Below are 24,046 nucleotides of genomic sequence, written 5' to 3'. Positions count from 1 at the left end.
CCTCGGCGTTTACCATTTTTTCTAATCCTAGTAGACTTGCAGTATGGACAATGCACAGTAGAAGACCTCAATTCATCCCTCTATTATGCAACGCCGAGTATATAATCTAACACTTAGGTGAAAAACTTCAAAACTGCTATTAAATATTTGTATTGTACCCTCAGCAGTAACACACCACTACGAAAGGTGTCCTATTCTAATTCTGAATTCTGTTAGCAAAGCCCATTCTGAATTCTCAATTCTAAATACAGTTCTTACTTCAAGCGCCCAGACTCAAAGAGCCTGGGCGCTTGAATATTAGGTTGCAGAGAAACTTCTGCGAAGTCGGAGAATTATGCAGGCATCATGTGCATACTTCTGCAAGACTCTGCACACTTGCGGCAAGCGGCAGCACATTCCATCATTTTCGCGTCATCGCTCATCATCTCACACGCCATTGCAGTGCGATCGCACATTTCCGCGCAAAGCATACAAGTGCGTTCCATGAACTCAGAACCGCTCATCATCATATTCATGCACATCATGCACATTTCAGAGCAATCGCGCATCATACTCATCATGCTCATCATGTTCTTGTCCATGTGCTGACCACCTTTACTCATGCAATGAGTCATGGTTTCCATGCACATTTTATGACAGTCCATACAAACATCCATGCAAGTCTGCATTTCTGGAGTCATAGTTTCAGTCATCATCATCATCATCGGAAATACCTCCTGATTTTTTGATGCATAAAATAGTGTCCTTGAAAGGACTACTCATCACATTAGTCCTATCCTTTTAAAGAGTCAATGGGGTTTTTAATCCAGAATTTTTAAGCCTACTATCCCGATATAATTACCGGAAAATTGAGGTTATTGTACACTAGTTTGGTGTTGTTTTTCTGGGAAATACTATACATTCAGGTTTAGAAACCCTCATTTACAAGTGTGGTTTCCTTTGGCAAGTCAACTTTATATTGGGGATCAAAAGTTAGAGTTAAATTTAACTCGAAAATAATGTTATTGTTTTTAACAAATGAATGCCTAAACTGAGCATTTGTAAATTTATATTAACCTGTATTTTATTAACTTATATTAACTTGAAGATATGTGTCCTGAAAATTCGTAATTTATAATGGAATTTCAACTGCACTTATAAGAAAATTTCCTCAAAAAAAAGTAATTTTCACAACTTACATAAGATATGATGTAGCTTATAGATTTGATTGCAATTTGAGTAAGCGATCGCTCGCTGCTTGTAATGTCTCAGGTCTTTTGCTGAAGCAAAATCTGATTAAGGAATGTCCTTTTTCTGGTTGGCTAAAAAAGCTGGAACCGGGAACTACAGCAACACCGATATCTTTAATCAGATGGTAAGTGAATTCAACATCTGTTTTATAGCCAAATTTGGAAATATCTGCAAGTACGTAATAGGCTCCTTTGGGAACGAAATAGGGAATTCCAACTCGCTCTAGAATTTGTAGAATGCTGTCTCGCTTCTGGTGATAAAGTTTGGCTAGTTCTTCATAATAGGATGGTGGCAGTTGCATGGCGGCAACTCCGGCTCGTTGCAATGGTGCAGGTGCGCCAACGGTGAGAAAATCATGGACTTTGCGAATCGCCCCTGTCAATTCGGGGTTTGCTAAAATGTAGCCGACTCGCCATCCAGTGACGCTATAAGTTTTGGATAAACCGTTTATAGTAACGGTGCGTTCTTCCATACCGGGAAGAGTCGCTAGGGCAATATGTTGAGTGCCGTCATAGAGAATATGTTCATAGATTTCGTCTGTGAACGCTAACACATCCCATTTTTGACAAAGTTCAGCAATTAGGGTGAGTTCTTCACGGGTGAAGACTTTACCTGTAGGGTTGTGGGGTGTGTTGATAATAATTGCTTTGGTATTGGCATTGAAAGCTTGACGCAACTGTGCCTCATCAAATGTCCAATGAGGAGGATGCAGTGTTACATAGCGGGGTATAGCACCAGCTAAAATCGCATCGGGGCCGTAGTTTTCATAATATGGCTCAAATACAATTACTTCGTCACCCGGATTGACTGTCGCTAGCATCACAGATGCCATTGCTTCTGTGGAACCACAGGTAACGGTGATTTGGGTTTCGGGATTGATATCTAAGCCGAGATACCAACGGACTTTGTTAGCGATCGCATGACGAAATGGGCGATCGCCCCAAGTAATGGCATACTGATTAACATCTGCCTCTATGGCCTGATATGCAGCCTGTTTCAATTCTGGTGGACAGGGAAAATCAGGGAAACCCTGCGCTAGATTTACTGCATCGTGTTGCAGTGCTACCCGCGTCATTTCTCGAATCACAGACTCTGTAAACTGTTCTGCCTTCGCTGATATTTTTTGGCGCTTAATCTCACTCACTCCTATACCTCCGTCGATCTTTATTGCCGTTATCCGGGAATTTCTGTAAACCAGACGAAACCTATAATGTTGATAGATTTATCGTAGTATACTCAAATTCTAGATCCAGAGGGAATGCAACCTTATAATCTATATACTTAATTATTGAGATTAATAGTCAATTATTGAAGTACCGATCCAGAATCATCATGAAATCTTTGCACCGTCCCGATTTGTATAGCTGGTCTAATTTCAATCCGGCAAGAAATATTGATTTCAATGGGATTGCCTGGATTCGCCCAGATGGCAACATCTTGATTGACCCAGTAGCCCTATCAAACCATGATTGGAATCATCTGAAATCCCTCGGCGGTGTGGTTTGGATTGTGCTGACGAATTCTGAGCATATCAGGGCAAGTAAAGAAATTGCCGATCAAACTTATGCTAAGATTGCAGGCCCGATTGCAGAAAAAGACACTTTTCCTATACCTTGCGATCGCTGGCTATCTGATGGTGAAGAGTTTGTCCCAGGACTGGAGGTGATTGAACTCAATGGTTCTAAAACTCCCGGTGAGTTGGCTTTGTTACTGGAAGAGACAACTTTAATTACAGGGGATTTAGTCCGGGCACGTAAAGCCGGTAGCTTAACGATTTTACCAGATGACAAACTGCTGAATCGAGAAGAGGCTGTTGCTTCTGTTCGCAGGTTGGCTCAACTGAGTCGGGTAGAAGCAGTGCTGGTGGGGGATGGTTGGCCCGTCTTTCGGGATGGACGCGATCGCTTAAAGGAACTTGTAGCGACGCTGTAAATAATTAGGGTAGCACAGCTAGCTATGCTACCCTACAGGCAATTGTGGTTCAAATAGATTAAATAAGGCTGTCAGAAGAAAATCAAACAACACCGTATCATGGTAGTTAGTAGCATTTATGTCTGATAGTTTCTTTTTTGCCATAAAAGAATATCAGGTAATTAATATCCTGATTTCCTGACGGCAGAATGTGAAGGCTTTTAACGATCAACCTAGTTGGAGAACGCTGATGTCTAAGGAAAGAAAAAGTAATAAAGAAGCTAAAAAACCTAAAAAAGATCCTAAAGACAAAAAGGAGAAAAAAGAGCCAAACAAATAGGGTAATTTAGGTTATCTTTAGCGAAGACCAAGAGTTGCACTTTCCTAAATTGACAATATTTCGTCCAGTAGCATTGAGTAGGACAAGTTATTGTCAAAAATTTGTTCACCCTTGGTCAAGCTCCAAAATCTGATGATTTAGGTTGCGTATGCAATCTCACAAGAGTCTACGCCTACCCAACTTAATTAAGCAGGCTCAAATTTCAGCGAAACACCGTTCATGCAGTAGCGCTTACCAGTGGGTGCAGGGCCGTCATCAAAAACATGACCCAGATGACCACCACAGCGACTACAATGCACTTCAGTTCTAGTCATAAACAACGACTTGTCTACAGTCGTGGCGATCGCACCTTCAATTGGATTAAAGAAGCTAGGCCAGCCAGTACCACTGTTAAATTTGGTGTCAGATGTAAACAGTGGTAGTTCACACGCAGCACAATAATAAGTACCCTTGTCGTATTCCTTGTCTAATGGACTGGTGTGAGGGCGTTCAGTTCCATGTTTACGTAATACATTAAACTGTTCTGGCGTTAAAATCGTGCGCCACTCTGACTCTGGTTTGGTAACTTCAAATCCACTTTGAGAAGTTGTCATTGCTTGTGACCCCCAATTGATATACCTTGATAACAATGCTGTGCCGACTATGACTGCACCAGCCTGTAAAAAATAGCGTTTGTCCATATGTCTATTATTTTCTATTTTCCGGTTCACTGGGCAATCAATTCCAGTACGGGATTCCCTACATGAATGACTATAATCAGCGATCGCTCTGAATTAGCCCTGATAAACTGATTAAAATTAGCTAAGAAGCAACAAATTAGTTTTCAGCCAAATACTAGGTGAGAATCCGATCTATTTCACCTGATTTTTGGACAATAGCAAGTATAGTTTTCAATTGGAGCATAAACTACGGTCAATCTTCATCTTCATCAGAGGTGGTGAAATGCTGAGTAGTCCCGTGTTTACCATGACTAGTCATAAATGCAAATGCGTGATTGAGCCGCTTTACCCCACTTAGGGTAATCAGAGTCAGTAAACCTCCCAATAATCCCATTTGCCACAAACCACAACCGATTGCAGCCCCCAAGCCGGCAGCAGTCCAGACACAGGCGGCTGTAGTTAAACCCTTTACTTTTGGCGTTGCAGATTTTCTCGGAGACTCTTGTAAAATCAATCCGGCTCCGAGAAATCCAATTCCGGTAGCGACACCTTGAATTGTGCGACTCAGTGCATTGGTAGCAGCATAGGGACTCTCGCCCTCAGCCTGCAAAGGAATCATCACAAATAATGCTGCTCCCATACTCACGAGCATGAATGTTCTCATCCCTGCTGGTCTACCCCCTTGCTGACGGTTAAATCCAATCAAGCAACCAACCAGGAGCGCCAAAGACAATCTAAACGCTATATGTGGCCAATCGTTGGCAGCAATAAACATCGGCCCCATTGCCTTATTTCTCCTAGAAACAGAACAGAATTTTGCATCTATTGGCAGTGAGCTGGATGGCTACCCACTTTTGTCGCTGAAAACTCAAGCACAGCAAATCAATAGGTGTTCAGTACATTAAGGTTAGTTTAACAAAAGGTTATGAATAAGTAAATAAGTATACACAAAGCTACCATTGCTGGATTCTTCCTAGAGACAGAAAGAAGGCGGCAGAGGAGCAGGGGAGCAAAGGAGCAGAGGAGAAGTTGCAGTAAGTTTCTCGCCTCGCCTCTTGTGCTTAATGCCAATACCCAACGCTAGTTTTTTGAACACTGCCTAATATACATTGGTCTGATAGGAATACCGGAGTTTTCTGAAAAATTTCTTGCTTACTTAAATGGAATATGTGATACTCTAAAAACTATAAATAAAGCACGGTATTTCTATCGATTTGCCGGAGTTTAAAAGGACAGGATTCATGCAGCTACTATGGTTCATCCCAACTCATGGCGACGGACGTTACCTTGCAACTGCTACAGGTGGACGGGCAGTAAGCTTTCCTTATCTGCGGCAGATTGCCCAAGCGGTGGATGACCTTGGTTATACAGGGGCATTGCTACCCACAGGACGTTCTTGCGAAGATGCTTGGATTGTAGCTTCAACGTTGTTATCACTGACGCGACAGATGCGTTTTTTGGTAGCGATTCGTCCCGGTTTGGTATCACCTGGAGTAGCGGCGCGGATGGCGGCGACTTTCGATCGCCTCTCTGGGGGACGCTTGCTGATTAATGTCGTGACCGGTGGCGATCCCGTGGAGTTAGCGGGTGATGGCTTGCATTTAGATCACGATCGGCGCTATGAATTAACAGATGAATTTTTAACAGTATGGCGAGCGATCGCTAGTGGAGAACAAGCCAATCTCCAGGGCGACTATTTCAACATTCAGGATGGGAAACTGCTGTTTCCACCCGTCCAGAAGCCATATCCACCATTGTGGTTTGGCGGTTCCTCTCCTATTGCTCAAAAAATTGCTGCCAAGCATGTAGATGTTTATCTAACTTGGGGTGAACCACCGGCGCAAGTAGCCGAGAAGATTGCAGCAGTTCGGAGACTTGCAGAAACGCAAGGCCGGACTTTGCGGTTTGGGATTCGCCTACATGTGATTGTGCGCGAAACTGAGAGTGCAGCTTGGGATGCGGCAAATCAATTGATTAAGTATGTAGATGACGAAGCGATCGCTAAAGCCCAAAAAGCTTATGCCCGAATGGATTCAGTTGGACAACAGCGAATGACTCAATTACACCACGGTAATCGTGAGGCATTAGAGATTAGCCCGAACCTGTGGGCGGGAGTCGGTTTAGTCCGGGGTGGTGCGGGAACAGCCTTAGTAGGCGATCCCCAAACCATTGCTGCCAGGATGTTGGAATATGCAGATTTGGGAATTGAGTCCTTTATCCTTTCTGGCTATCCCCATCTAGAGGAAGCTTATCGAGTTGCAGAACTTCTATTTCCCCATCTGCCATTAGAAAATTTACCCGCAGTGGAGAAGCAACACGTCTTAAGTCCATTTGGCGAGATTGTGGCAAATGAAGATTTCCCTAAGCAAAAGCTTCAAGAAAGAGCAACGTCCATATCCTAGTAGTTATGAACTAGGAGATTAATAGCTATGCTGCACCAACAAATCGACCAAAAAATCTCAGAAAAAGAAGCGTGGGCATTGCGTCGTCAGTTGGGAATACCTAACAATAAACGCTTGTGGGTGCTAGCTTGCATGGATGAACGTTTACCAGTGGAGAAAGCATTAGGAATTGGGGAAGGAGATGCTCATATTTTCCGTAATGCTGGGGGGTTAGTTACAGATGATGCAATTCGGTCAGCGATGTTAACTACACAGTTTTTTGGCACAAAAGAAATCATCGTTATTAATCATACTGAATGTGGCATGATGACAGCATCAGGAGACTTTCTCAGTGAGGTATTGCGAAATCAAGGTATTGATGTGGATCGAGTTAGTGTCGATCCTGCTTTGCCAGAATTGAAGCTACCAAAAGGCGTTTTTTCCAAATGGATCAAAACCTTTACTGATGTGGATGAAATCTGCACACAGCAGGTGGAATTACTGCAGAATTCTCCTTTAATTCCCCAAGATGTAGTTATTCATGGTTACATCTGGGAAGTAGAGAGTATGAGTTTGCGTCGTCCCTATAAAATTCTCAGTGAAAAGGTCAACACAGCATCAGCGATGAATACTAAAACTGCAAAACATACTGAACCCGTTTTAGAAATTGGGAGTTTAATTGAATGACAAATATTTTAGCGATCGCAGGTAGTCCAACCCACCCATCTAGAACCTATGGTGTTGTCGAATACACTGCCCAGCTTTTACAGCAAGAAGGCTTGCATGTAGATATTATTTCAGTTCGGGATTTGCCTGCTGAAGATTTAGTTTTTGGACGTTACGATAGCCCTGCATTAGAACAGCCAAAAGAATTATTAGCAAAGGCAGATGGTGTGATTATTGCCACCCCAATTTACAAAGCTGCTTATACAGGAGTGCTAAAAACATTTCTAGATTTGCTGCCACAAAAATCATTAACAGGTAAACCCGTGTTACCAATTGCTCTGGGTGGAACCATCGCTCATTTATTGGCAATTGAATATGCCCTAAAACCCGTGTTATCTGAATTAGGAGCGCGGCATATCCTAGCTACTATTTATGCGGTAGACAAACAAATTCAACGACAAGCCGATAACAGCGTCGTATTAGATGAGGAAATTGAGCAAAGACTCAAAGACGTTCTCAAGGAATTTGTTAAAGCTGTAGAATATGATGCCGCAGCGCCTCAAGAATTGGTTCATGCCAATTAAATAATTAAGTTTATACCTCCGTTTGCTTGTAGCAGAGGGGTAATTTTTACCCATCTGTTACTTTTTTTTAAAGTTAATCAGAATCATATAAATTTATTCTCAAAAATTGTACTTTTATTGCAATATTAAAATTCTTTACAGACTACACTTATACTTATCTCCCAACTTCTATAGTCTATTCAACTAACACCCCTATAATTGATAATTTTTTCTATAAAATATCTTGTATATATGCAAATTGTCTCCTAACTCTACCTGTAGTAGATGAGTGAAATTTACTCATCTACTACTTTTTCCACTTAAACTTCAAAGTTTATCAGCAAATTCACAAAATTATAGGTTGGTTAAGGTATTAGCCTTATCCAACCAAAGCGCGATCGCTCTTAATACAAGAGCCTCATAACTTTATTTAGCTTTAACAAAGCTCAACTTTCTTCTACCCGAATAGTCGCTAATTGTTAGCTTTTTATCTTTTAGATCGTAAGATTGGGCTGAAGATAGTGTAGAAAAATATTTTTCCTCCTCTTCGCCAAGATATACAAGTGGTTTTACTGTAGCTTTTCATATTAAACCCACTGTGTATTAATGGCAATGCGCTTTTTTGGTCAGGTTAGCCAGTAAATTAGAAGTAGGGCGTAAAAAAATAAACTCAATGAAAGCGATGTCTAACGACAAGCCGCAAGGCGTCTGCGCTTCTGAACTTGCATCTATCGTCGGTGAAGAAAATGCTATTTGCCTTTGGGAAAATATCGAACTCAGTCAGCAAAAACGTATCCAACAGGCTATAGCTTCTGGAAATTCACCCAGTTGTATTGTCTATCCCCGCAGCCAAGAACAGCTAGCCGCAGTCATTACCAAGGCTCACGCAAATAACTGGCGCGTCCTTCCCTGTGGTAGTGGCAGTAAACTTAGCTGGGGTGGTTTAGCGAAAAGCATCGATGTTGTAGTTAGTACAGAACGCATCAACCAACTGATTGAACACGCCGTTGGCGATTTGACTGTCACCGTAGAAGCTGGGATGAAGTTCTCCGATTTGCAAGCACTTTTGGCAAAATCGCGGCAATTTCTCGCCCTTGACCCCACAGCACCAGAGTCGGCAACCATTGGCGGTATTGTCGCCACAGGTGATACAGGTTCTCTGCGGCAACGCTATGGTAGTGTACGCGACCAGTTATTAGGTATTACCTTTGTCCGTGCTGATGGACAAATCGCCAAAGCTGGGGGAAGAGTAGTTAAAAATGTCGCCGGATATGACTTGATGAAGTTGCTTACGGGGTCTTATGGCACATTAGGCTTTATTAGTCAATTAACTTTTCGCCTGTATCCGTTAGCCGAGGCATCGGGGACGGTGGTACTAACTGGTAAAGCTGAGGCTGTATCTCAAGCAGCTGATATCCTTCGAGGTTCGGCGTTAACACCAGTTCAGGCTGATTTGCTATCAACTAAATTGGTGTCTAGTTTAGGATTGGGTGAAGGACTGGGATTAATTGCTCGGTTTCAAAGTATTAGTGAGAGTGTTAAAGAACAATCAAACCGAGTTTTGGAAGTTGGGCAAAAGTTAGGGTTAAATGGAGCAATTTTTGCCGATGGTGACGAAGCTAATCTATGGCAGAGATTGCAAGAACGAATACATAGTACTGCTACAGAATCGGTAATTACCTGCAAAATAGGAGTGTTACCTACTGCTGCTGTGGAGATTTTGGCTCAAGTGGAGTTGGGTTTAATTCATATTAGTAGTGGTTTAGGTTTGTTACAATTAGAAAGTAAAAATCAGGTTTTGAAAATCCGCGATGAGCTAGGCTCTGCTGGAAGCGATGCCTACGGCGGGCTGCGCCTAAGCATTCAAGCTAATAAAGGTTTTTTAACAATTCTGTCAGCACCAGTTGGGGTTAAAGAACAAATAGATGTTTGGGGTTATACGGGGAATGGTTTGCCGTTGATGCGCCGTATTAAGGAACAGTTTGATAGTAAGAATATTTTAAGTCCTGGTCGCTTTGTGGGTGGAATTTAGTTTAAGAAAACATACCGCAGAGACACAGAGGACGCTGAGATAGAGAGGGGAAAAAGAGAAATATGCAAGTTTCAAAAAATTCTGTTAATAATACGGCTAGTTTAAAGAATTTGAAGGGCTTTGATGAGAGTCATCCGCCTGACCCGAAGTTGATTGATAGTTGTGTCCATTGTGGATTTTGTCTTTCGACTTGTCCCAGTTATCGGGTGTTGGGTAAGGAGATGGATTCTCCGAGAGGACGCATCTATTTAATGGATGCAATTAATGAGGGTGAAATTGCCCTCAATACGGCAACAGTAGAACATTTTGATTCTTGTTTGGGATGTCTTGCTTGTGTGAGTACTTGTCCTTCTGGCGTGCAGTATGACAAGTTAATTTCTGCAACTCGTCATCAAGTTGAACGAAATTATCCCCGCAGTTTACCAGATCAATTTTTTCGTCAACTGATATTTTCCCTGTTTCCTTATCCCAATCTTTTACGGGTTTTATTAGTTCCGTTGTTAGTTTATCAAAAGTTAGGATTTGCTAAGTTATTTCGGGCTACAGGTTTACTGAATAAAATATCGCCCCGTTTGGCAGCAATGGAATCAATTCTGCCAGAAATTACTCTCAAATCTTTTCAAGATAATTTGCCTAGTGTGATTCCTGCTAAAGGTGAAAAGCGGTATCGAGTTGGGGTAATTTTGGGCTGCGTCCAACGGCTGTTTTTCTCACCCGTGAATGAAGCAACAGTTCGCGTTTTAACGGCGAATGGTTGTGAAGTTGTGATTCCCAAATCTCAAGGTTGTTGTGCAGCGCTTCCCGAACACCAAGGACAAACAGAACAGGCAAAAGCTTTAGCAAGACAGATGATTGATAGTTTTGCCAAGACAGATGTAGATTTCGTGATTATCAATGCTGCTGGTTGCGGTCATACTTTAAAAGAGTACGGTCATATCTTAGAAGATGACCTAGAATATCGGGAAAAGGCTAAGGATTTTGCAGCTAAAGTTAAAGATGCTCAAGAATTTTTGGCAACTGTTGGGTTAACAGCGAAACTTTCACCGTTGACAGATAAACCCTTAAATTTAGTTTATCAAGATGCTTGTCATTTATTGCATGGACAAAAGATTAGCGTCCAACCGCGTCAGGTGTTGCGACAAATTCCAGGGGTGAAGTTGAGAGAACCAATAGATGCAGCTTTATGTTGTGGCAGTGCCGGGGTTTATAATATGCTGCAACCAGAAGTTTCTGAAGAATTGGGTCGGCAAAAAGTAGAGAATTTGTTGAATACTGATGCTGAGTTAATTGCTTCTGCTAATCCTGGGTGTACTTTGCAAATTACTAAGCATTTGCAGTCGCAAGGTAAGAAAATTTCAGTTATTCACCCAATGGAATTGTTAGATTATTCGATTCGCGGTGAGAAGTTAAAATTGTAGACGTTTGCTAGCTGCGTTGTGCATTTACGAAGAAAAACCGCCGTTACCTGGGTAATGTCGATAGCGCGATCGCGAGATCCAAAAAAGCAGAGGTAGAGATTGCAATTAGCGACGGGCAACCACCCCAGGAGATTGAAAATATAGTGTCAAGCATGCTCAACAAGTAGAAGTTGTGTTGAGGATCTCCACAAGTGGGGTGAAAGTATTGATTTATCGTGAGATTTTGCTTTAAAGCAAATTTTTTATTGAGAGTTCAACTCTTGCGAGTTGGTGAGTCTATTTGCGGACTGGATACCGGGATTCACTCACAACGAATCGCACGGCGATTCATTCTAGCACTAAGTTTTCCATAAAATAAGAGACGGTAAATTTACCGTCTCTTATCATTTTTTGAGAGTTATGTTAAATAAATTAGTTTTTACAGACTTGCCAAAACACCAACAATCCCGTGTCCTGTGAATACTTCTAATGCTATCAGAGAGACAAAACCAATCATTGCTAAACGACCGTTGAGCATTTCTGCATAAGGAGTGAAACCAGTGCGATCGCCTTGCTCATCTATATATACTTTTGGCTCGATCGCAAAGTTGTTCAGTTTGCCTTGGTCGTCAATGATAGCAGTACTTGTACGCATGGATTTTTCCCTGTCTTCTCTTTATGTAAATAACTGTAACAAAGTTATTAATATTTGTAAAGTATCTTAATCTAATCAAGTAGTAGTCCAAGCAAGCCAGAGAAAAGATATGATGATGAATCGAGTTCAAAGCCATGTCTAAGCAACAGGCTCCGCTCCTTGTGCGTAAGCACTTTCAATCACAAATCCATTCCCCAACAGCTAATGCATCGATTTCGAGTAGAGGTTATTGCCAAAACACCAAACCCGCAGCAGGTGATTTATGCCGCGATGCACCAGGACTATACTGATGGGTTTGTGTTTGATGAGCGCGACTCCTGGCCTTCTGAGTCACAAAGCGGCGAAGTTATTGTTAAGCGGCTTTTAGCGGGTGAGAGGGGACACTATGGACCTTTAGAGCATCCCCAGATTGTTTTCAATTGTGGCTACTTTCCTCACAGTGTGATGCAGCAGGCGCGGACTCATCGCGTTTCTGTATCATTTGATGTGCAATCTTTTAGATATACAGGCAACCAATTTATTGACGTAGTAGAAGGCAAGAAAGACATAGAAGATGTTTTTTATCTACGTCCCGTTGGTTATTACACTGATAGACAGGGCAAAAAGTATCACTATTCACCAGAGCAACGAGCAGCAGATTTGGAGTGGTGTTTAGAAGCAGCTAAACGATATAAAGCTGATTTTGAAGCGGGAATGTCTGAAGAACACGCCAGAGGTAAAGTGCCTTTTGATTATCGCCAGCATTTTGTAGTTAGTTTTAATTTAAGGTCTTTCTTGCATTTTTGTGACCTGAGAAATAAGAAAGATGCTCAACTGGAAATTCAAAAGTTGTGCGAAATGATGTGGCCTCATTTTGAAGATTGGGCACCTGCGATCGCACAATGGTATGAAAAGCAGCGTCTAGGTAAAGCCAGGTTAGCACCTTAGATAATGGCTAAAAGTTGACACAATTTACGGTAGGATAACGCGAAGCGATTATCCTCGGATTTACTGGGTTTGATTTAGGGCGATCGCATCTATCTTTTTTTGATGAACAAAGCTGTCGATATTAGCACTCAAAAATTAATCAGCCTTGCACCAAATAATTGGGCAAAATGGGTGACAGGAATTCTCAACATTGTTATAGGCGAAATCTTAAATACAGAATTCCAATGGATTAGCCGACAAAGCGATGTTGTAATTCAGGCTGAAAGTCCTCAATACGGGAAATTTCTCATCCTCAATGAGTTACAATTACGCCACACATCAGAAATGCCGCGTCGGATGCGTGCTTATGCGGCTCTTGCGGAAGAGAAATATAAACTACAAACCTACCCTGTACTGATTAACATTCTCAAAATCAGCAACAGTGAAATACCTACAAGCTTTGCATCCAATTTTATCGGGTTAAGAGCAATTCAAGATTACCGCGTAATCAATCTCTGGGAAGTTGACGTAAATATAGCTTTTGAGACGCCGTTACCGTCGCTGCTTCCCTTTGTACCAATTCTCAAAGGCGGAGAAAACGAGTCTACAATTAGGGAAGCATTGCGAATGTTGCGTGCTGACGAGCAATTAAATCAACTTGAGACAGTTCTGGCATTTTTTGCAACCTTTGTATTAGAAAGTACTTTAGTTCAGGAAATCATGAGGTGGGATATGACAGTCTTAAGAGAGTCACCTTGGTATCAAGAAATTTTACGTGAGGGACAAGCACGAGGACAAGCAGAAGGAGAAGCACGAGGAGAAGTACGTGGAATAATCTCTAGCATCGAAACAAGTTTAGAGGCGAAATTTGGCAGCGATGGTTTGGAGTTGATGTCGCAAATTTCGCAAATTTCTGACTTAGAGCAATTGAAAGAGATTTTACGCAGAATTGTTGTAGCAAATACAATTCAAGAGTTACGGAATGTTTTGTAGGATAAAGCGATCGCTCCAACTCCTGCCTGAGAGCTAGAATATGATGAAAGTTTAGACTATAAAATTTTCGAGTTATTACACTTAAAATTTTAATGAATGTCTGCAAGAGATATTTTCCATAATTTAGTTAGAGTGGCGTTGCAAAAAGATGGCTGGACAATTACACACGATCCACTGTCTATTGATTTAGCAGATGGACAACTGCAAATCGATCTGGGTGCAGAACGGTTAATTGCTGCTCAAAAGCAAGATGAAAGAATTGCTGTAGAAATCAAGAGTTTTGTTGCTCCTTCTGCGATTTCCGAGTTTCATACAGCTTTAGGACAATGTTTAAATTATCGAGTAGCACTAAAACTAAAAGAACCAGAGCGAGTTCTCTATTTAGCTGTTCCGCTAGCAACTTATGAAGATTTTTTCTCACGGCAATTGCCACAACTGAGTATTCATGAATATCAATTGAAACTGCTAGTATTTGACCCGGAAAATGAGGTAATTGTACAATGGATAAACTAGCGGAGTATAGAAAAATCATCCAGCAAGTTTTGACAAATCATGCTCAGGTTAAACCTGCCTATGGTGAAATCGAACGGCAAACTATTTTTGATGTACAACAAGATCATTATCAAGTTGTGAATACGGGTTGGGAAAATCGTCGTCGAGTTTATGGCTGTTTAATTCATCTAGATATTCGAGATGGTAAGATTTGGATTCAGTATGATGGAACTGAGATTGGTGTGGCTAATGAATTAATAGAATATGGTATTCCTAAGCAAGATATAGTGCTGGCTTATCAGCCTCCTTATATGCGAAAGCTGACAGAATTTGCAGTGGGATAAAGCAAGCGATCGCACTCTAATTTTTGGGTATGATTTAGAGCGATCGTACAATCGTATAAAAAGCAGCATCTAGGTAAGCTAAAATTAGCACCTTAAATAATTGGGTATCTATCAAAGTGAATAGGGTATAATCAATTACACTATTTCACAAGTAACAAAACAATGAGTGTTATCCCATTTATATTGGATGGTAGCAATAGAACAGTCGTAGAAACCAGGGAAGAGTACGAGAGAGCTGGTGGTCTTGAAGGAGATGTAATTTTTATACAGAATCTCAATATCAAACAAATTCATAATACGAAATCTAGCAATGCCAGCTATGATTTAAGAGTTGGTGATGAATACAGAGATCATAGAGACTCCGGTAAAACTGATCTGTTGGAGAATGGCAGAATATCTCTTCAACCAGGTTCTGCCGTCATTATTGAGACAGTTGAATCAGTTCAATTTCCCAAATCTAGATTTGGCCATGTAGTTCCAAAAGTATCTCTTCTGCAAGATGGGTTATCTAACACCTCATCAAAGATAGACCCTGGATATGAAGGAAAACTTTCTATCACAGTTTTCAATTTAGGCAAAAGAACAGTTCAGCTTAAGAAAGGACAAGATTTTTGTACGCTCTATGTACTTGATGTCAGGGAAGGAGTTATTCCTTATACAAAAGATGCTAAAAAAATTGCCGGAAACTCTAGAAAGGATTTATTAAGTAGAGTTAGAGATTTTATTGAGACAAATCAGACCTATTTTACTATTATCTTAACTATTGCAACCATAGTTTTAACAATAGTTCAAATTGTGCAGCCTTTAGGTCAACAGGAAATACAGACACTTCCTAAAGAAAGCAGAGAGAAAATTAAATAATTCTTTTGGAGCTTAAACCTTAGCTAGAGTTACACCCTTTAGCTGGTCTTGATACTTACCCTGTCGTGCTTCGTAATTAACAGCACAGGGTTCTCCCTCCAAAAACATCAACTGTACTATTCCTTCACTGGCGTAAATGCGGCAATCAGCGCTAGAGGCGTTGGATAACTCTAGTGTCAAGTAACCGCGCCAAGCAGCTTCGGCTGGAGTTACATTTGCAATTATTCCACAACGAGCATAAGTACTCTTACCTATACAAATTACTGTAATATTATCTGGTATTTCCAGCCTTTCAAGGGCAACCCCAAGTCCATAGGAGTGGGCAGGGAGGATAAAGTATTTGCCATTAACATCAGTATGGAGTTCTGTTCGCTCTAAGTTTTCAGGATTAAAATTCTTAGGGTCTACTACAGTGCCTGGAATATGCCTAAAAATGCGGAAATCATCTGGTGAGAGTCTGATGTCATAGCCAAAGCTGCTAAGACCAAATGAAATTACAGGTAAATTCTCAAGGTGACGTATTAGGCTTGGCTCAAAGGGCGAAATCAAACCCTGTTGAGCCATTTCAGTAATCCAGATATCGTTCTTAATCACTAGTTCGCTACTAACGTTAATTTAAGCAGACTCGATATATTAGCACGAACTGAGTATTTTGTTTAAGGTCGATAACTCCGACGGATTTCTGTAATTTGATCTGCCACATCGAGAAGAGATTTGGGCATCTCTGGTCCTGTGAGAATGATATCGACGTGGGGAGGGCGTTTTGCCAAAAACGCTAAAACTTCCGTTTCAGGAATTAAACCAAAGTTAATCGCTAAACTTAACTCATCTAACACCACGAGAGAATACTTACTCGCACACACAACTTGTTGTGTATGCTGCCACAGCTTTTGTAAGGCTTGATTTTCTGTATCGTCTAAATGTGGTGTATCGATACAACGAGGCAAATCACAGCGAATCCAATCTAAATTTTGTCCTAATTGTATAGGTCGATCGTGTCCTTGGCGAATGCCTCCTTTGAGAAATTGCACTATTAATACTGGCGTTCCTTGTCCAGCTATTCTCAGTGATTGAGCCATCACGCTCGTAAAAAAGTTGCGATGAGAACTAGTGAAAACTTGCACTAGTCCTTCAACTGGATATGGTAGGGTTAGGGTTGAATTGATACTTTGAGTTTCTAGCTGGGCAACCATAAAGTTAAGTTCAAAAAAATACAATAAGTCAAGGGTTATTACTGGCGGTGAAACTGGCAAATTTGCCTGTATAATCAATCTGTTTTTCACAGGTGTGGTGGATTTGGCAAATTGCATTCTTAGTCAAACACTAGGTTTGTATTGAAGTCAAGAGTTATTTTGACTTCAATTTTCGTCTTTTCTCGGAAATAAGTTGTAAAAATGAAAACATAAGACTTACAGTTCCAATTATTTAAAAAAGCTAGGCACAAACCTAAAAATCGCTAAATGTTAGATTTGTTGGTTGTTTGGGCAAAACAGACTTAGCTAGTAGTGAATTTGACAGGATGAGGAGTAAATCGTTGTGAGATTGGTGATTCTGGGAGGTTCAGGATCGGGGAAAAGCACTCAAGCACAAAGGCTTTGCAGATACTTTGATATTCCTCTGATTTCCACAGGTGAGATTTTACGAGAAGCAATATCTGGCAATCAGCCCCTGCCGGAATTTCGATGGTTGGAAGCCGATCCCCGGACTTCTCTTTCGGTTTACGCTAGCTTGAGTGAACTAGGCTACCACGCACGGCCCTACATGCAAAAAGGGGAGTTAGTTCCAGACGAAATGATCGTTGAATTGATCCGAATACGCCTTAGACAACCAGATATTAACTGCGATTGGGTGTTAGAAGGCTATCCCCGTACTGCCTTCCAAGCTGAAGAATTAGATTTTTTATTGGATGATTTAGGGCAAAAGTTAGATTGGGCAATTTATCTCCAAGTCCCGGAAGCAGTGATGGTTAGTCGATCCTTGGGGCGATCGCTACCAGATGACCAACCAGAAATCGTGCAGCGCCGTGTAGAATTATTCTACGATCGCACCATTCCCATCCTAGAATATTACGATCGTCGCCGCTGTTTATTGACCATCAACGGCGACCAATCACCAGAGATGGTGCAGCAAAATATTTTGACTCTGCTTTCAGTTCCTTAGAAGAGAAGCATGGAGCAGGGGAGCAGGGGAAGCAACAAGAGAGGGGAAAAGGTTAAAGGTTAAAGGGTAAAGGATGAAGAAATAAACCCTTTCCCCCTTACCCATTCCCCTTTACCCTTCTTACCAATGCCCAATAACACTAAGGTAATCTTAAGGCAGTATTGTAAAACTTGAGGCAATTCCAATGGCTTGGCAGCGTCCTGACGGTCGGATTTCCTACGAACTACGTCCGATTAGCTTTCACCCCAGTTTCACCCGCTTTGCCCCCGGTTCTGTTCTCGCAAGATGCGGTGATACTCAGGTACTTTGTACTGTTAGCGTTAATAAGGGAGTTCCGAAGTTTCTCGAAGGAACTGGTAAAGGTTGGCTAACTGCTGAGTACCGAATGCTACCATCGGCTACCCAAAAACGCCAAGAAAGGGAATTATTGAAATTATCTGGACGGACGCAAGAAATTCAACGTTTAATTGGCCGCAGCTTACGTGCAGCAGTGGATTTTGAGGCATTGGGAGAACGCACGCTGACTGTGGATGCTGATGTGTTGCAAGCAGATGCCGGAACTCGGACAACAGCCATTACAGGCTCGTTTGTGGCGTTGGCTCATGCGGTTTCTAAATTATTGCAAGAAGGCGTGTTGGAGCGATCGCCTTTGTGTGGACAAGTAGCAGCAGTTTCCGTAGGATTACTGGAGGGTGAGCCATTTTTGGATCTAAATTATATCGAAGATGTGGCTGCAACAGTAGATTTTAATGTGGTGATGAATCAACACCTGGGAATCATTGAAGTCCAAGGAACAGCCGAAGAAGGCAGCTTTAGCCGCACTCAGTTGGATCAAATGCTAGATGTAGCCGAAAAAGGAATTCAGGAATTATTAATTGCCCAACGTGAAGCGATCCCTAACTGGGAAACGTTGTTTGTGATTAATTAGTTTTATTAATTTTTAATAAGAATTAATAAATGTATCCTTGATGGCGTTAATCAACAAAGTATCAAGTAACTGGATGTAAATAAAATAATCATGAGAGTAGTTAGTACGACTCACTACTGAAAACTTACCCTTGAAGGTGATAAGGAGGTCTACGTTTTTCCAGTTTACTTAATCCACGATGTTAAATGTTTCAAAAGTTAAAAAGGGAGATTGTAATAAGTTCGGTATTGTATTGCCAGAAGCCAGCAATATGATGATGAAGCCATGAACAAAACTGTTGAAGTTCTACCGGATCAGCCGGCGCTGGTTGCACGAGCGCTAGAATTAATTCTGTCCAAGTTAGAAACTGCCATTGAGCAACGGGGGCGGTTTACTATCGCCTTATCTGGTGGCAGTACACCTAAGCCGTTATACGAAGCGATCGCTACTCAAAAACTGCCTTGGGATAAAATTCATATATTCTGGGGAGATGAGCGTTACGTACCACCAGATCACCCCGATAGCAATGAACTGATGACGCGTCGTGCGTGGCTAGATCGCGTTGACATCCCAGCGGCTAACATTCACCCCGTACCAACTTTAGAAGCCAATCCAGAACTGGCTGCTGCCAAATATGAACAACATCTCAAAGAATTTTTCAATTCTTCTGGGGTCGAGTTTCCCCCCTTGGATGTAGTATTACTAGGAATGGGTGATGATGCACATACTGCATCTTTGTTTCCCCACACAGAGGCTCTGAAAGTACGCGATCGCCTAGTTACCGTAGGTAACAAAGACGGAAACCCCAGGATAAGTTTCACATATCCCTTCATCAACTCTGCTCGTAGCGTGATTTTTCTGGTTGCTGGTGCTAATAAACGACCAGCTTTAGCACAAGTCTTTGCACCTGTAGCCGATGACTTCACTTACCCATCCCGCTTAATTCAGCCCCAAGGAGAACTTTGGTGGCTGCTGGATGCGGCAGCAGGTTTAGAACTTCAACATTAAACAAACTTGGGAATTGGGCATGGGGCACAAGAGGCAGAGGAGCAGAGGGGAAAAACTTACTGAACTTCTCCTCTGCTCCCCTGCTCCCCTTCCCCGCCCAAGAGTGTCCAATTCATTGTTCCATTAGCAGTAATTGCTAGAATCTAAAGCTAGGACCGCCCTCTGCTTGCCAGTCCTACCTACTATTTATGATGATCTTGAACAAAGGCTAAATATCGATGATCGTCTGCCCTAATTGCAATCATCCCAATCCTGACGGCGCTGTCCAATGTGAAGCTTGTTATACACCGTTACCTGCGACTACTAATTGTCCCAGTTGTGGGGCAACTGTGCAGGCAGATGCTGCATTCTGCGGTCAGTGTGGCTATAACCTTCACTCCGCAGGAGTTCCACACGTTCATCCCGCAGTAGCTACAACAGTCACTCCCGATATTCCCGTGGAAGTGCCAGCGTTAGTTCCACCCGATCCATTGTTAGAACTTTTACAACCAGATGCTTTGGGAATGAGCGGTTCTACTAACTCCCATCCTCCCGAATCATCTTTACCACCAACAGAGATGGTAGTTCCCCCAGAACCTACGCCACAGATACCTGTTGCAGAAAGCAGCCCTCCAGAACCTGTGTCAACCGTTGTAGCTCAACCCGTAGTTTCTGGACAAAGTAGTATTCCGACTCCACCACCTGTGGAACCAGTACCAGCCTCTGAAGCCGAAGTACCCCCGCCAGCAGCACCAACTGCAACTGTTGCCAGAACGCAATTGCAGCAGGTTACAGCCCGGTTAATCCACGTTCAAAGCGATCGCTTAATTGAATTGCCGCAAAATTTCTCTGTGATTCATATCGGCAAGCCTAATGACCGGATTCCTCCAGATATAGATGTTTCAGGATTTCCCAATTCCGAAATTGTCTCGCGGATTCATGCAGATATTCGCGTCGAGGGAGATGCCCATTATGTAGAGGATGTGGGAAGTTCTAATGGCACTTACATTAATAATTTGCCACTTTTACCAGGGAACCGTCATCGCTTGCGACCAGGCGATCGCATCAGCTTAGGTAAAGGAGACTTGATGACATTCCTCTTTCAACTTGCTTAACTGAATCTTGCTAAATTGTGACACCAGTCTAAGTATTTTCTGCCCATCCTCCGGCATCCATTTTGGAGGAGCAACAAATAAACTGCATCAGACAAGCGACGGATAACTATGTTGTTATTGATAGCGCCATAGTTGACAGCCGTCGCTTCGATGTGCAAATTATTACATTGTCCAGTAACTCCATTACTTTAATAATTACACTAGGATGGATAGAAATACACTGCCAATTTTAGATTTTGAATTTTTCAGAAAATCTAAAATCTAAAATCTAAAATCCAAAATTGAGTGACCTATGAGGGAACCAAGTAAAAATTTTGAAACCTTGCTGACCAAAGAAGCCCCGCCAGTTGTTGAACGTATGGGGCTAACCTGGCTAGTTGCAGCAGGGATCGCAACTGCTTTATTGTGGCAAGTACCAGGAGGAGATTATATCTTATACCCATTTACAATTCTGGCAACTTGGTTTCATGAAATGGGTCACGGCTTAATGGCACTGCTATTAGGGGGACAGTTTCAGAAGTTGCAGATTTTTAGCAATGGTTCTGGTGTCGCAACTTATGGCATCCGGTCGTCATTGGGGCCAATTGGCCCGGCAATAATCGCCGCAGCTGGCCCAATGGGACCACCTCTTGCTGGTGCAGCTTTGATTTTGGCTTCCCGCAGTTTTACAGCAGCAACCCTTTGCTTAAAAATTTTAGGAAGTTTTTTGCTGTTTTCCGCATTAATTTGGGTGCGTTCCTGGTTTGGATTGGTGGCAATTCCCTTACTAGGTTTAATAATCTTAGGTATTGCCCTGAGAGCACCTCGCTGGGCGCAAGGGTTTATCATTCAATTTCTGGGTGTACAAGCTTGTGTAAGTACGTACCATCAACTCGATTATCTATTTAGTAGTTCTGCTGGCCCCCTTGGTGCATCTGATACGGCACAAATGCAGCGATATTTGCTTTTACCTTACTGGTTTTGGGGCGGGTTGATGGCGATCGCATCTCTGGTGATTTTAATCCAAAGTCTCCGTGTTGCTTATCGTTCGGAGTAATCAGTAAGAAGCACCATCAAAAAGCGATTGAATCTTTAGCTCAAAGAATTACCGAACATCAAAAGAAGAATTCCGAAGTCAGGAGTCAGAATTAAGAGCTTTTATCAGTATAATAGCCTGGATATTGTTAAAAAATTCGCCGCTAATAACTCTTGCCTTCGCGGTTCGATACCCTAAACATGTCCACCCAACCCATAATTCAAAGCATATACACCGATGGTGCTTGCACCGGCAATCCTGGCCCTGGTGGTTGGGGTGTTGTCGTCTACTTCAGCGACGGCTCAATCCACGAAATGGGCGATGCATCCCCTCATACCACTAATAATAAAATGGAGATGCAAGCTGCGATCGCTGCCCTTGAATTCCTGCAAACATCTCAACAAGCCCAACCCATCACCCTTCATACCGATAGCGAATACCTGATTAACTGTGTTACCAAGTGGGTGAAAGGCTGGAAAAACAAAGGCTGGAAAAAGTCAGATGGTAAACCCGTCCAAAACCAAGACCTTTTAGAAATCTTAGATGAACTCAATACCCAACAAGTAAAATGGCAATACGTTCGGGGACATTCTGGTAACATAGGTAACGAACGTTGTGATGCGATCGCTCGCACATATGCTAGTGGCAAAACCCCTTCGCTACAACAATTATCTTCCACAGATTTTTATAAATCTTTACCTTCCCAAAATCAACTAAATGTAGCAAAAGTAGCTGATTATGAAAAAAACTCTAGAATAACTAACCAAAGTCCGCAAAAAATCAGTACTTCTGCACCAGAAATAACCGTTATGGAACCATCAACTGGGCCAACTGCGGCCATAACCGATGAAAAACCGCCAGAAATGAGGGTTTCGCAACTCCGCAGTTTGGTCGAAACTCTGCGTATAGCTGACGAAATTTCTGAAAAAGGCTACTTAATCACCAGTTCTGAGTTAGCAGACTTGATGGATGTCCACGCCAGCGCTGTCACCAGTCGTGGAGATCAATGGCGCTGGCGAAACTGGATAGTGTCACGGGTACGCCGTGAAGGAAATCAAATTCTTTGGGAATTGGAACGCGGGGATCGAGTAGGAGGGCAAGAGGAGTGAGGGAGTAGAGAGTACGGAGTGAGGAGTTAGGAGTTAGAAGTGAGGAGTTGAAAATTCATAACTCATAACTCATAACTCAGCACTATACTTGCGTCCTCGCCACTCGCGCGGGGTGCGTAACGCAGATAAGAAGATTCTTAGCACAGCTAGGGGATCGGCCAAAGGGGAAACCCAAAATAACCAGCTGCCTTTAGCGTTTGTGCGATCGTAAGAAGGTGCGATCGCTATTAGCATCGCAAAGCGAATCACCAACAGCAATAAATTCAGTCCCAGTAGCAGAAGTAGGGGAATGGGCGAATGTGGGAGTATGGGAGAAATCAACAAAAAAGTCAGGACAATAAAAAGGGGTAGACCTTGAACAGATGTGAGTAGCCATAAATCTCCCCACAACTGAGAACGAGAAGTTGCATCTTTGAGATCGAGACTCCGCCCCCATTCTTTCCACGTCTCCATCGCCCCTTCATACATACGTACCTTTAATACCTTTGCGCCATCTAAAAAGCCGACCTTATAACCTTGGATAGCAATGTTGCGTGCCAACGTGACATCATCACAAAAAGAACTCTTCGCACTGCTATAACCACCTACAGCAGCTAAAACGGAGCGACGACACAAAAAACACTGCCCATTTGCCATTACCCGTTCTGGTTGCTCTGTATTGATCCCCGCTGGGTCAAATCGGTAAAGCAAAGTCATTAACAAAGCCGGTTGTAGCCAGCACTCCCCAGGATATTTGAGAATGAATTGGGGTGAGAGAGAAACCAAATCATAGCCTTGTGCTTCGGCTGTCTTCACCAAACCAGCAACTAAACCAGGATGCGGTTGGATATCAGCATCCAGCCCCAGAAACCACTCACTAGCCTCGGAGCTACATAGAAAACCGTTATGCAACGCCCAAGGACGCCCCACCCAACCAGAGGGTAAGGGATCATCTGTCATCAGGCGAAAGCGCGGATCTTTCTGCTGTGAGGCTTTGACTAAATCGGGGGTACCATCACTCGATTTACTGTCTACAACCATAATTTCCCGAACTTCATAGCTTTGCTGACTTAAACCAGCCAACAGAGGGCTAATGCGAAGCGCTTCGTTCAGTGTGGGAACAACGATGCTAACCCTACCCAAAAGCTCAGGTGTCGGCTGTTGGGGTTCTATTGGAGGATGGCGTCTTGGCCCCTTTAATAGGCGCGAAAACAAAATCGCCGTTGCTGGTACTTGGATAAGTAGCAATAAAAGAGAAATGGCGCTTTCTACTATCAAAGCGTTGTCTACTGTTGTCAAAATACTTAACAATTAAAATTGCGACTATACAACATAAATGGGCAT

The 24,046-nt window shown here is 42.4% G+C and carries 25 protein-coding genes; 17 read left to right on the top strand and 8 right to left on the bottom strand.

What is annotated here, in order from left to right:
• Positions 1-332: 332 nt before the first annotated feature.
• Positions 333-704: a four-helix bundle copper-binding protein gene (locus V7K53_RS29755; protein WP_094351003.1), complete on the bottom strand. Its 372-nt coding sequence runs from the start codon at positions 702-704 to the stop codon at positions 333-335.
• Between the two features lie 491 nt (positions 705-1,195).
• Positions 1,196-2,374: a pyridoxal phosphate-dependent aminotransferase gene (locus V7K53_RS29750; RefSeq protein WP_335201075.1), complete on the bottom strand. Its 1,179-nt coding sequence runs from the start codon at positions 2,372-2,374 to the stop codon at positions 1,196-1,198.
• 188 nt (positions 2,375-2,562) lie between these two features.
• On the opposite strand from V7K53_RS29750, the gene V7K53_RS29745 reads away from it, so the two are divergent.
• Positions 2,563-3,162, top strand: a complete 600-nt coding sequence (locus V7K53_RS29745; protein ID WP_335201074.1) for an MBL fold metallo-hydrolase — start codon at positions 2,563-2,565, stop codon at positions 3,160-3,162.
• Positions 3,163-3,666: 504 nt separating this feature from the next.
• Here the strand turns inward: V7K53_RS29745 and msrB are convergent.
• Together msrB and V7K53_RS29735 are read right to left on the bottom strand one after the other, a co-directional pair.
• On the bottom strand, positions 3,667-4,161 hold the full coding sequence (gene msrB, locus V7K53_RS29740) for a peptide-methionine (R)-S-oxide reductase MsrB (protein ID WP_335187742.1): 495 nt from the start codon (positions 4,159-4,161) through the stop codon (positions 3,667-3,669).
• A gap of 232 nt (positions 4,162-4,393) precedes the next feature.
• Positions 4,394-4,924 (bottom strand): MgtC/SapB family protein, encoded by a 531-nt coding sequence (locus tag V7K53_RS29735; RefSeq protein WP_335201073.1) that lies wholly within the window; start codon positions 4,922-4,924, stop codon positions 4,394-4,396.
• Positions 4,925-5,381: 457 nt separating this feature from the next.
• Here V7K53_RS29735 and ssuD point away from each other — a divergent pair, with 457 nt between their 5' ends.
• The 5 genes from ssuD to V7K53_RS29710 all read left to right on the top strand — a co-directional run bounded on the left by ssuD (position 5,382) and on the right by V7K53_RS29710 (position 11,200).
• Positions 5,382-6,542 (top strand): FMNH2-dependent alkanesulfonate monooxygenase, encoded by a 1,161-nt coding sequence (ssuD, locus tag V7K53_RS29730; RefSeq protein ID WP_335201072.1) that lies wholly within the window; start codon positions 5,382-5,384, stop codon positions 6,540-6,542.
• Positions 6,543-6,569: 27 nt separating this feature from the next.
• Positions 6,570-7,208: a beta-class carbonic anhydrase gene (locus V7K53_RS29725; protein WP_335201071.1), complete on the top strand. Its 639-nt coding sequence runs from the start codon at positions 6,570-6,572 to the stop codon at positions 7,206-7,208.
• A complete protein-coding gene (gene ssuE, locus V7K53_RS29720) occupies positions 7,205-7,771 on the top strand; it encodes an NADPH-dependent FMN reductase (protein WP_335201070.1) in 567 nt (188 codons plus the stop codon). The genes V7K53_RS29725 and ssuE overlap by 4 nt, the downstream gene beginning before the upstream one ends.
• Positions 7,772-8,423: 652 nt before the next feature.
• The gene (locus V7K53_RS29715; protein ID WP_335201069.1) at positions 8,424-9,782 is read left to right on the top strand and encodes an FAD-binding oxidoreductase; all 1,359 of its coding nucleotides are present in this window, start codon (positions 8,424-8,426) and stop codon (positions 9,780-9,782) included.
• Between the two features lie 62 nt (positions 9,783-9,844).
• Complete coding sequence (locus V7K53_RS29710; RefSeq protein ID WP_335201068.1) at positions 9,845-11,200, top strand: (Fe-S)-binding protein; 1,356 nt, start codon at positions 9,845-9,847, stop codon at positions 11,198-11,200.
• 418 nt (positions 11,201-11,618) lie between these two features.
• On the opposite strand, the gene V7K53_RS29705 is transcribed toward V7K53_RS29710, so the two are convergent.
• Positions 11,619-11,834: a chlorophyll a/b-binding protein gene (locus V7K53_RS29705; RefSeq protein WP_094348273.1), complete on the bottom strand. Its 216-nt coding sequence runs from the start codon at positions 11,832-11,834 to the stop codon at positions 11,619-11,621.
• A gap of 204 nt (positions 11,835-12,038) precedes the next feature.
• On the opposite strand from V7K53_RS29705, the gene thyX reads away from it, so the two are divergent.
• From thyX to V7K53_RS29680, 5 genes are all read left to right on the top strand, one after another.
• Positions 12,039-12,761: an FAD-dependent thymidylate synthase gene (thyX, locus tag V7K53_RS29700; protein ID WP_335201067.1), complete on the top strand. Its 723-nt coding sequence runs from the start codon at positions 12,039-12,041 to the stop codon at positions 12,759-12,761.
• Positions 12,762-12,863: 102 nt separating this feature from the next.
• Positions 12,864-13,733, top strand: a complete 870-nt coding sequence (locus V7K53_RS29695) for an Rpn family recombination-promoting nuclease/putative transposase (protein ID WP_335201065.1) — start codon at positions 12,864-12,866, stop codon at positions 13,731-13,733.
• A 96-nt stretch (positions 13,734-13,829) separates the two neighbouring features.
• The gene (locus V7K53_RS29690; RefSeq protein ID WP_335201064.1) at positions 13,830-14,246 is read left to right on the top strand and encodes an element excision factor XisH family protein; all 417 of its coding nucleotides are present in this window, start codon (positions 13,830-13,832) and stop codon (positions 14,244-14,246) included.
• Positions 14,234-14,569 (top strand): XisI protein, encoded by a 336-nt coding sequence (locus tag V7K53_RS29685; RefSeq protein WP_335201063.1) that lies wholly within the window; start codon positions 14,234-14,236, stop codon positions 14,567-14,569. The genes V7K53_RS29690 and V7K53_RS29685 overlap by 13 nt, the downstream gene beginning before the upstream one ends.
• Positions 14,570-14,731: 162 nt before the next feature.
• Complete coding sequence (locus V7K53_RS29680; RefSeq protein ID WP_335201061.1) at positions 14,732-15,430, top strand: dCTP deaminase domain-containing protein; 699 nt, start codon at positions 14,732-14,734, stop codon at positions 15,428-15,430.
• Positions 15,431-15,442: 12 nt separating this feature from the next.
• Here V7K53_RS29680 and dcd read toward each other — a convergent pair whose 3' ends face one another.
• Positions 15,443-16,024 (bottom strand): dCTP deaminase, encoded by a 582-nt coding sequence (gene dcd, locus V7K53_RS29675; RefSeq protein ID WP_196515520.1) that lies wholly within the window; start codon positions 16,022-16,024, stop codon positions 15,443-15,445.
• A 62-nt stretch (positions 16,025-16,086) separates the two neighbouring features.
• The gene (locus V7K53_RS29670) at positions 16,087-16,623 is read right to left on the bottom strand and encodes a P-loop NTPase family protein (RefSeq protein ID WP_335201080.1); all 537 of its coding nucleotides are present in this window, start codon (positions 16,621-16,623) and stop codon (positions 16,087-16,089) included.
• 343 nt (positions 16,624-16,966) lie between these two features.
• On the opposite strand from V7K53_RS29670, the gene V7K53_RS29665 reads away from it, so the two are divergent.
• The 6 genes from V7K53_RS29665 to rnhA all read left to right on the top strand — a co-directional run bounded on the left by V7K53_RS29665 (position 16,967) and on the right by rnhA (position 22,723).
• Positions 16,967-17,590, top strand: coding sequence for an adenylate kinase family protein (locus V7K53_RS29665; RefSeq protein WP_335010443.1), 624 nt, complete (start codon positions 16,967-16,969; stop codon positions 17,588-17,590).
• A gap of 184 nt (positions 17,591-17,774) precedes the next feature.
• Positions 17,775-18,518, top strand: coding sequence for a ribonuclease PH (gene rph / locus V7K53_RS29660; RefSeq protein ID WP_335201060.1), 744 nt, complete (start codon positions 17,775-17,777; stop codon positions 18,516-18,518).
• Between the two features lie 264 nt (positions 18,519-18,782).
• Complete coding sequence (gene pgl / locus V7K53_RS29655) at positions 18,783-19,505, top strand: 6-phosphogluconolactonase (RefSeq protein ID WP_335201059.1); 723 nt, start codon at positions 18,783-18,785, stop codon at positions 19,503-19,505.
• Between the two features lie 218 nt (positions 19,506-19,723).
• Complete coding sequence (locus V7K53_RS29650) at positions 19,724-20,599, top strand: FHA domain-containing protein (protein WP_335201057.1); 876 nt, start codon at positions 19,724-19,726, stop codon at positions 20,597-20,599.
• Positions 20,600-20,891: 292 nt separating this feature from the next.
• Positions 20,892-21,635 carry a M50 family metallopeptidase gene (locus V7K53_RS29645; RefSeq protein WP_335201056.1) on the top strand — a complete coding sequence of 248 codons (744 nt, stop codon included), beginning with the start codon at positions 20,892-20,894 and terminating at the stop codon, positions 21,633-21,635.
• Between the two features lie 179 nt (positions 21,636-21,814).
• Entirely contained in the window at positions 21,815-22,723 is a 909-nt protein-coding gene (gene rnhA, locus V7K53_RS29640) for a ribonuclease HI (protein ID WP_335201055.1), read from the top strand.
• Between the two features lie 69 nt (positions 22,724-22,792).
• On the opposite strand, the gene cruG is transcribed toward rnhA, so the two are convergent.
• Positions 22,793-24,001, bottom strand: coding sequence for a 2'-O-glycosyltransferase CruG (gene cruG / locus V7K53_RS29635; protein ID WP_335201054.1), 1,209 nt, complete (start codon positions 23,999-24,001; stop codon positions 22,793-22,795).
• Positions 24,002-24,046 lie beyond the last annotated feature (45 nt).

This window comes from Nostoc sp., assembly GCF_036917355.1.
Taxonomy (GTDB): domain Bacteria; phylum Cyanobacteriota; class Cyanobacteriia; order Cyanobacteriales; family Nostocaceae; genus Nostoc.
The sequence above is the reverse complement of the archived record's forward strand: the minus strand, read 5'-3'. Positions and strand labels throughout refer to the sequence as shown.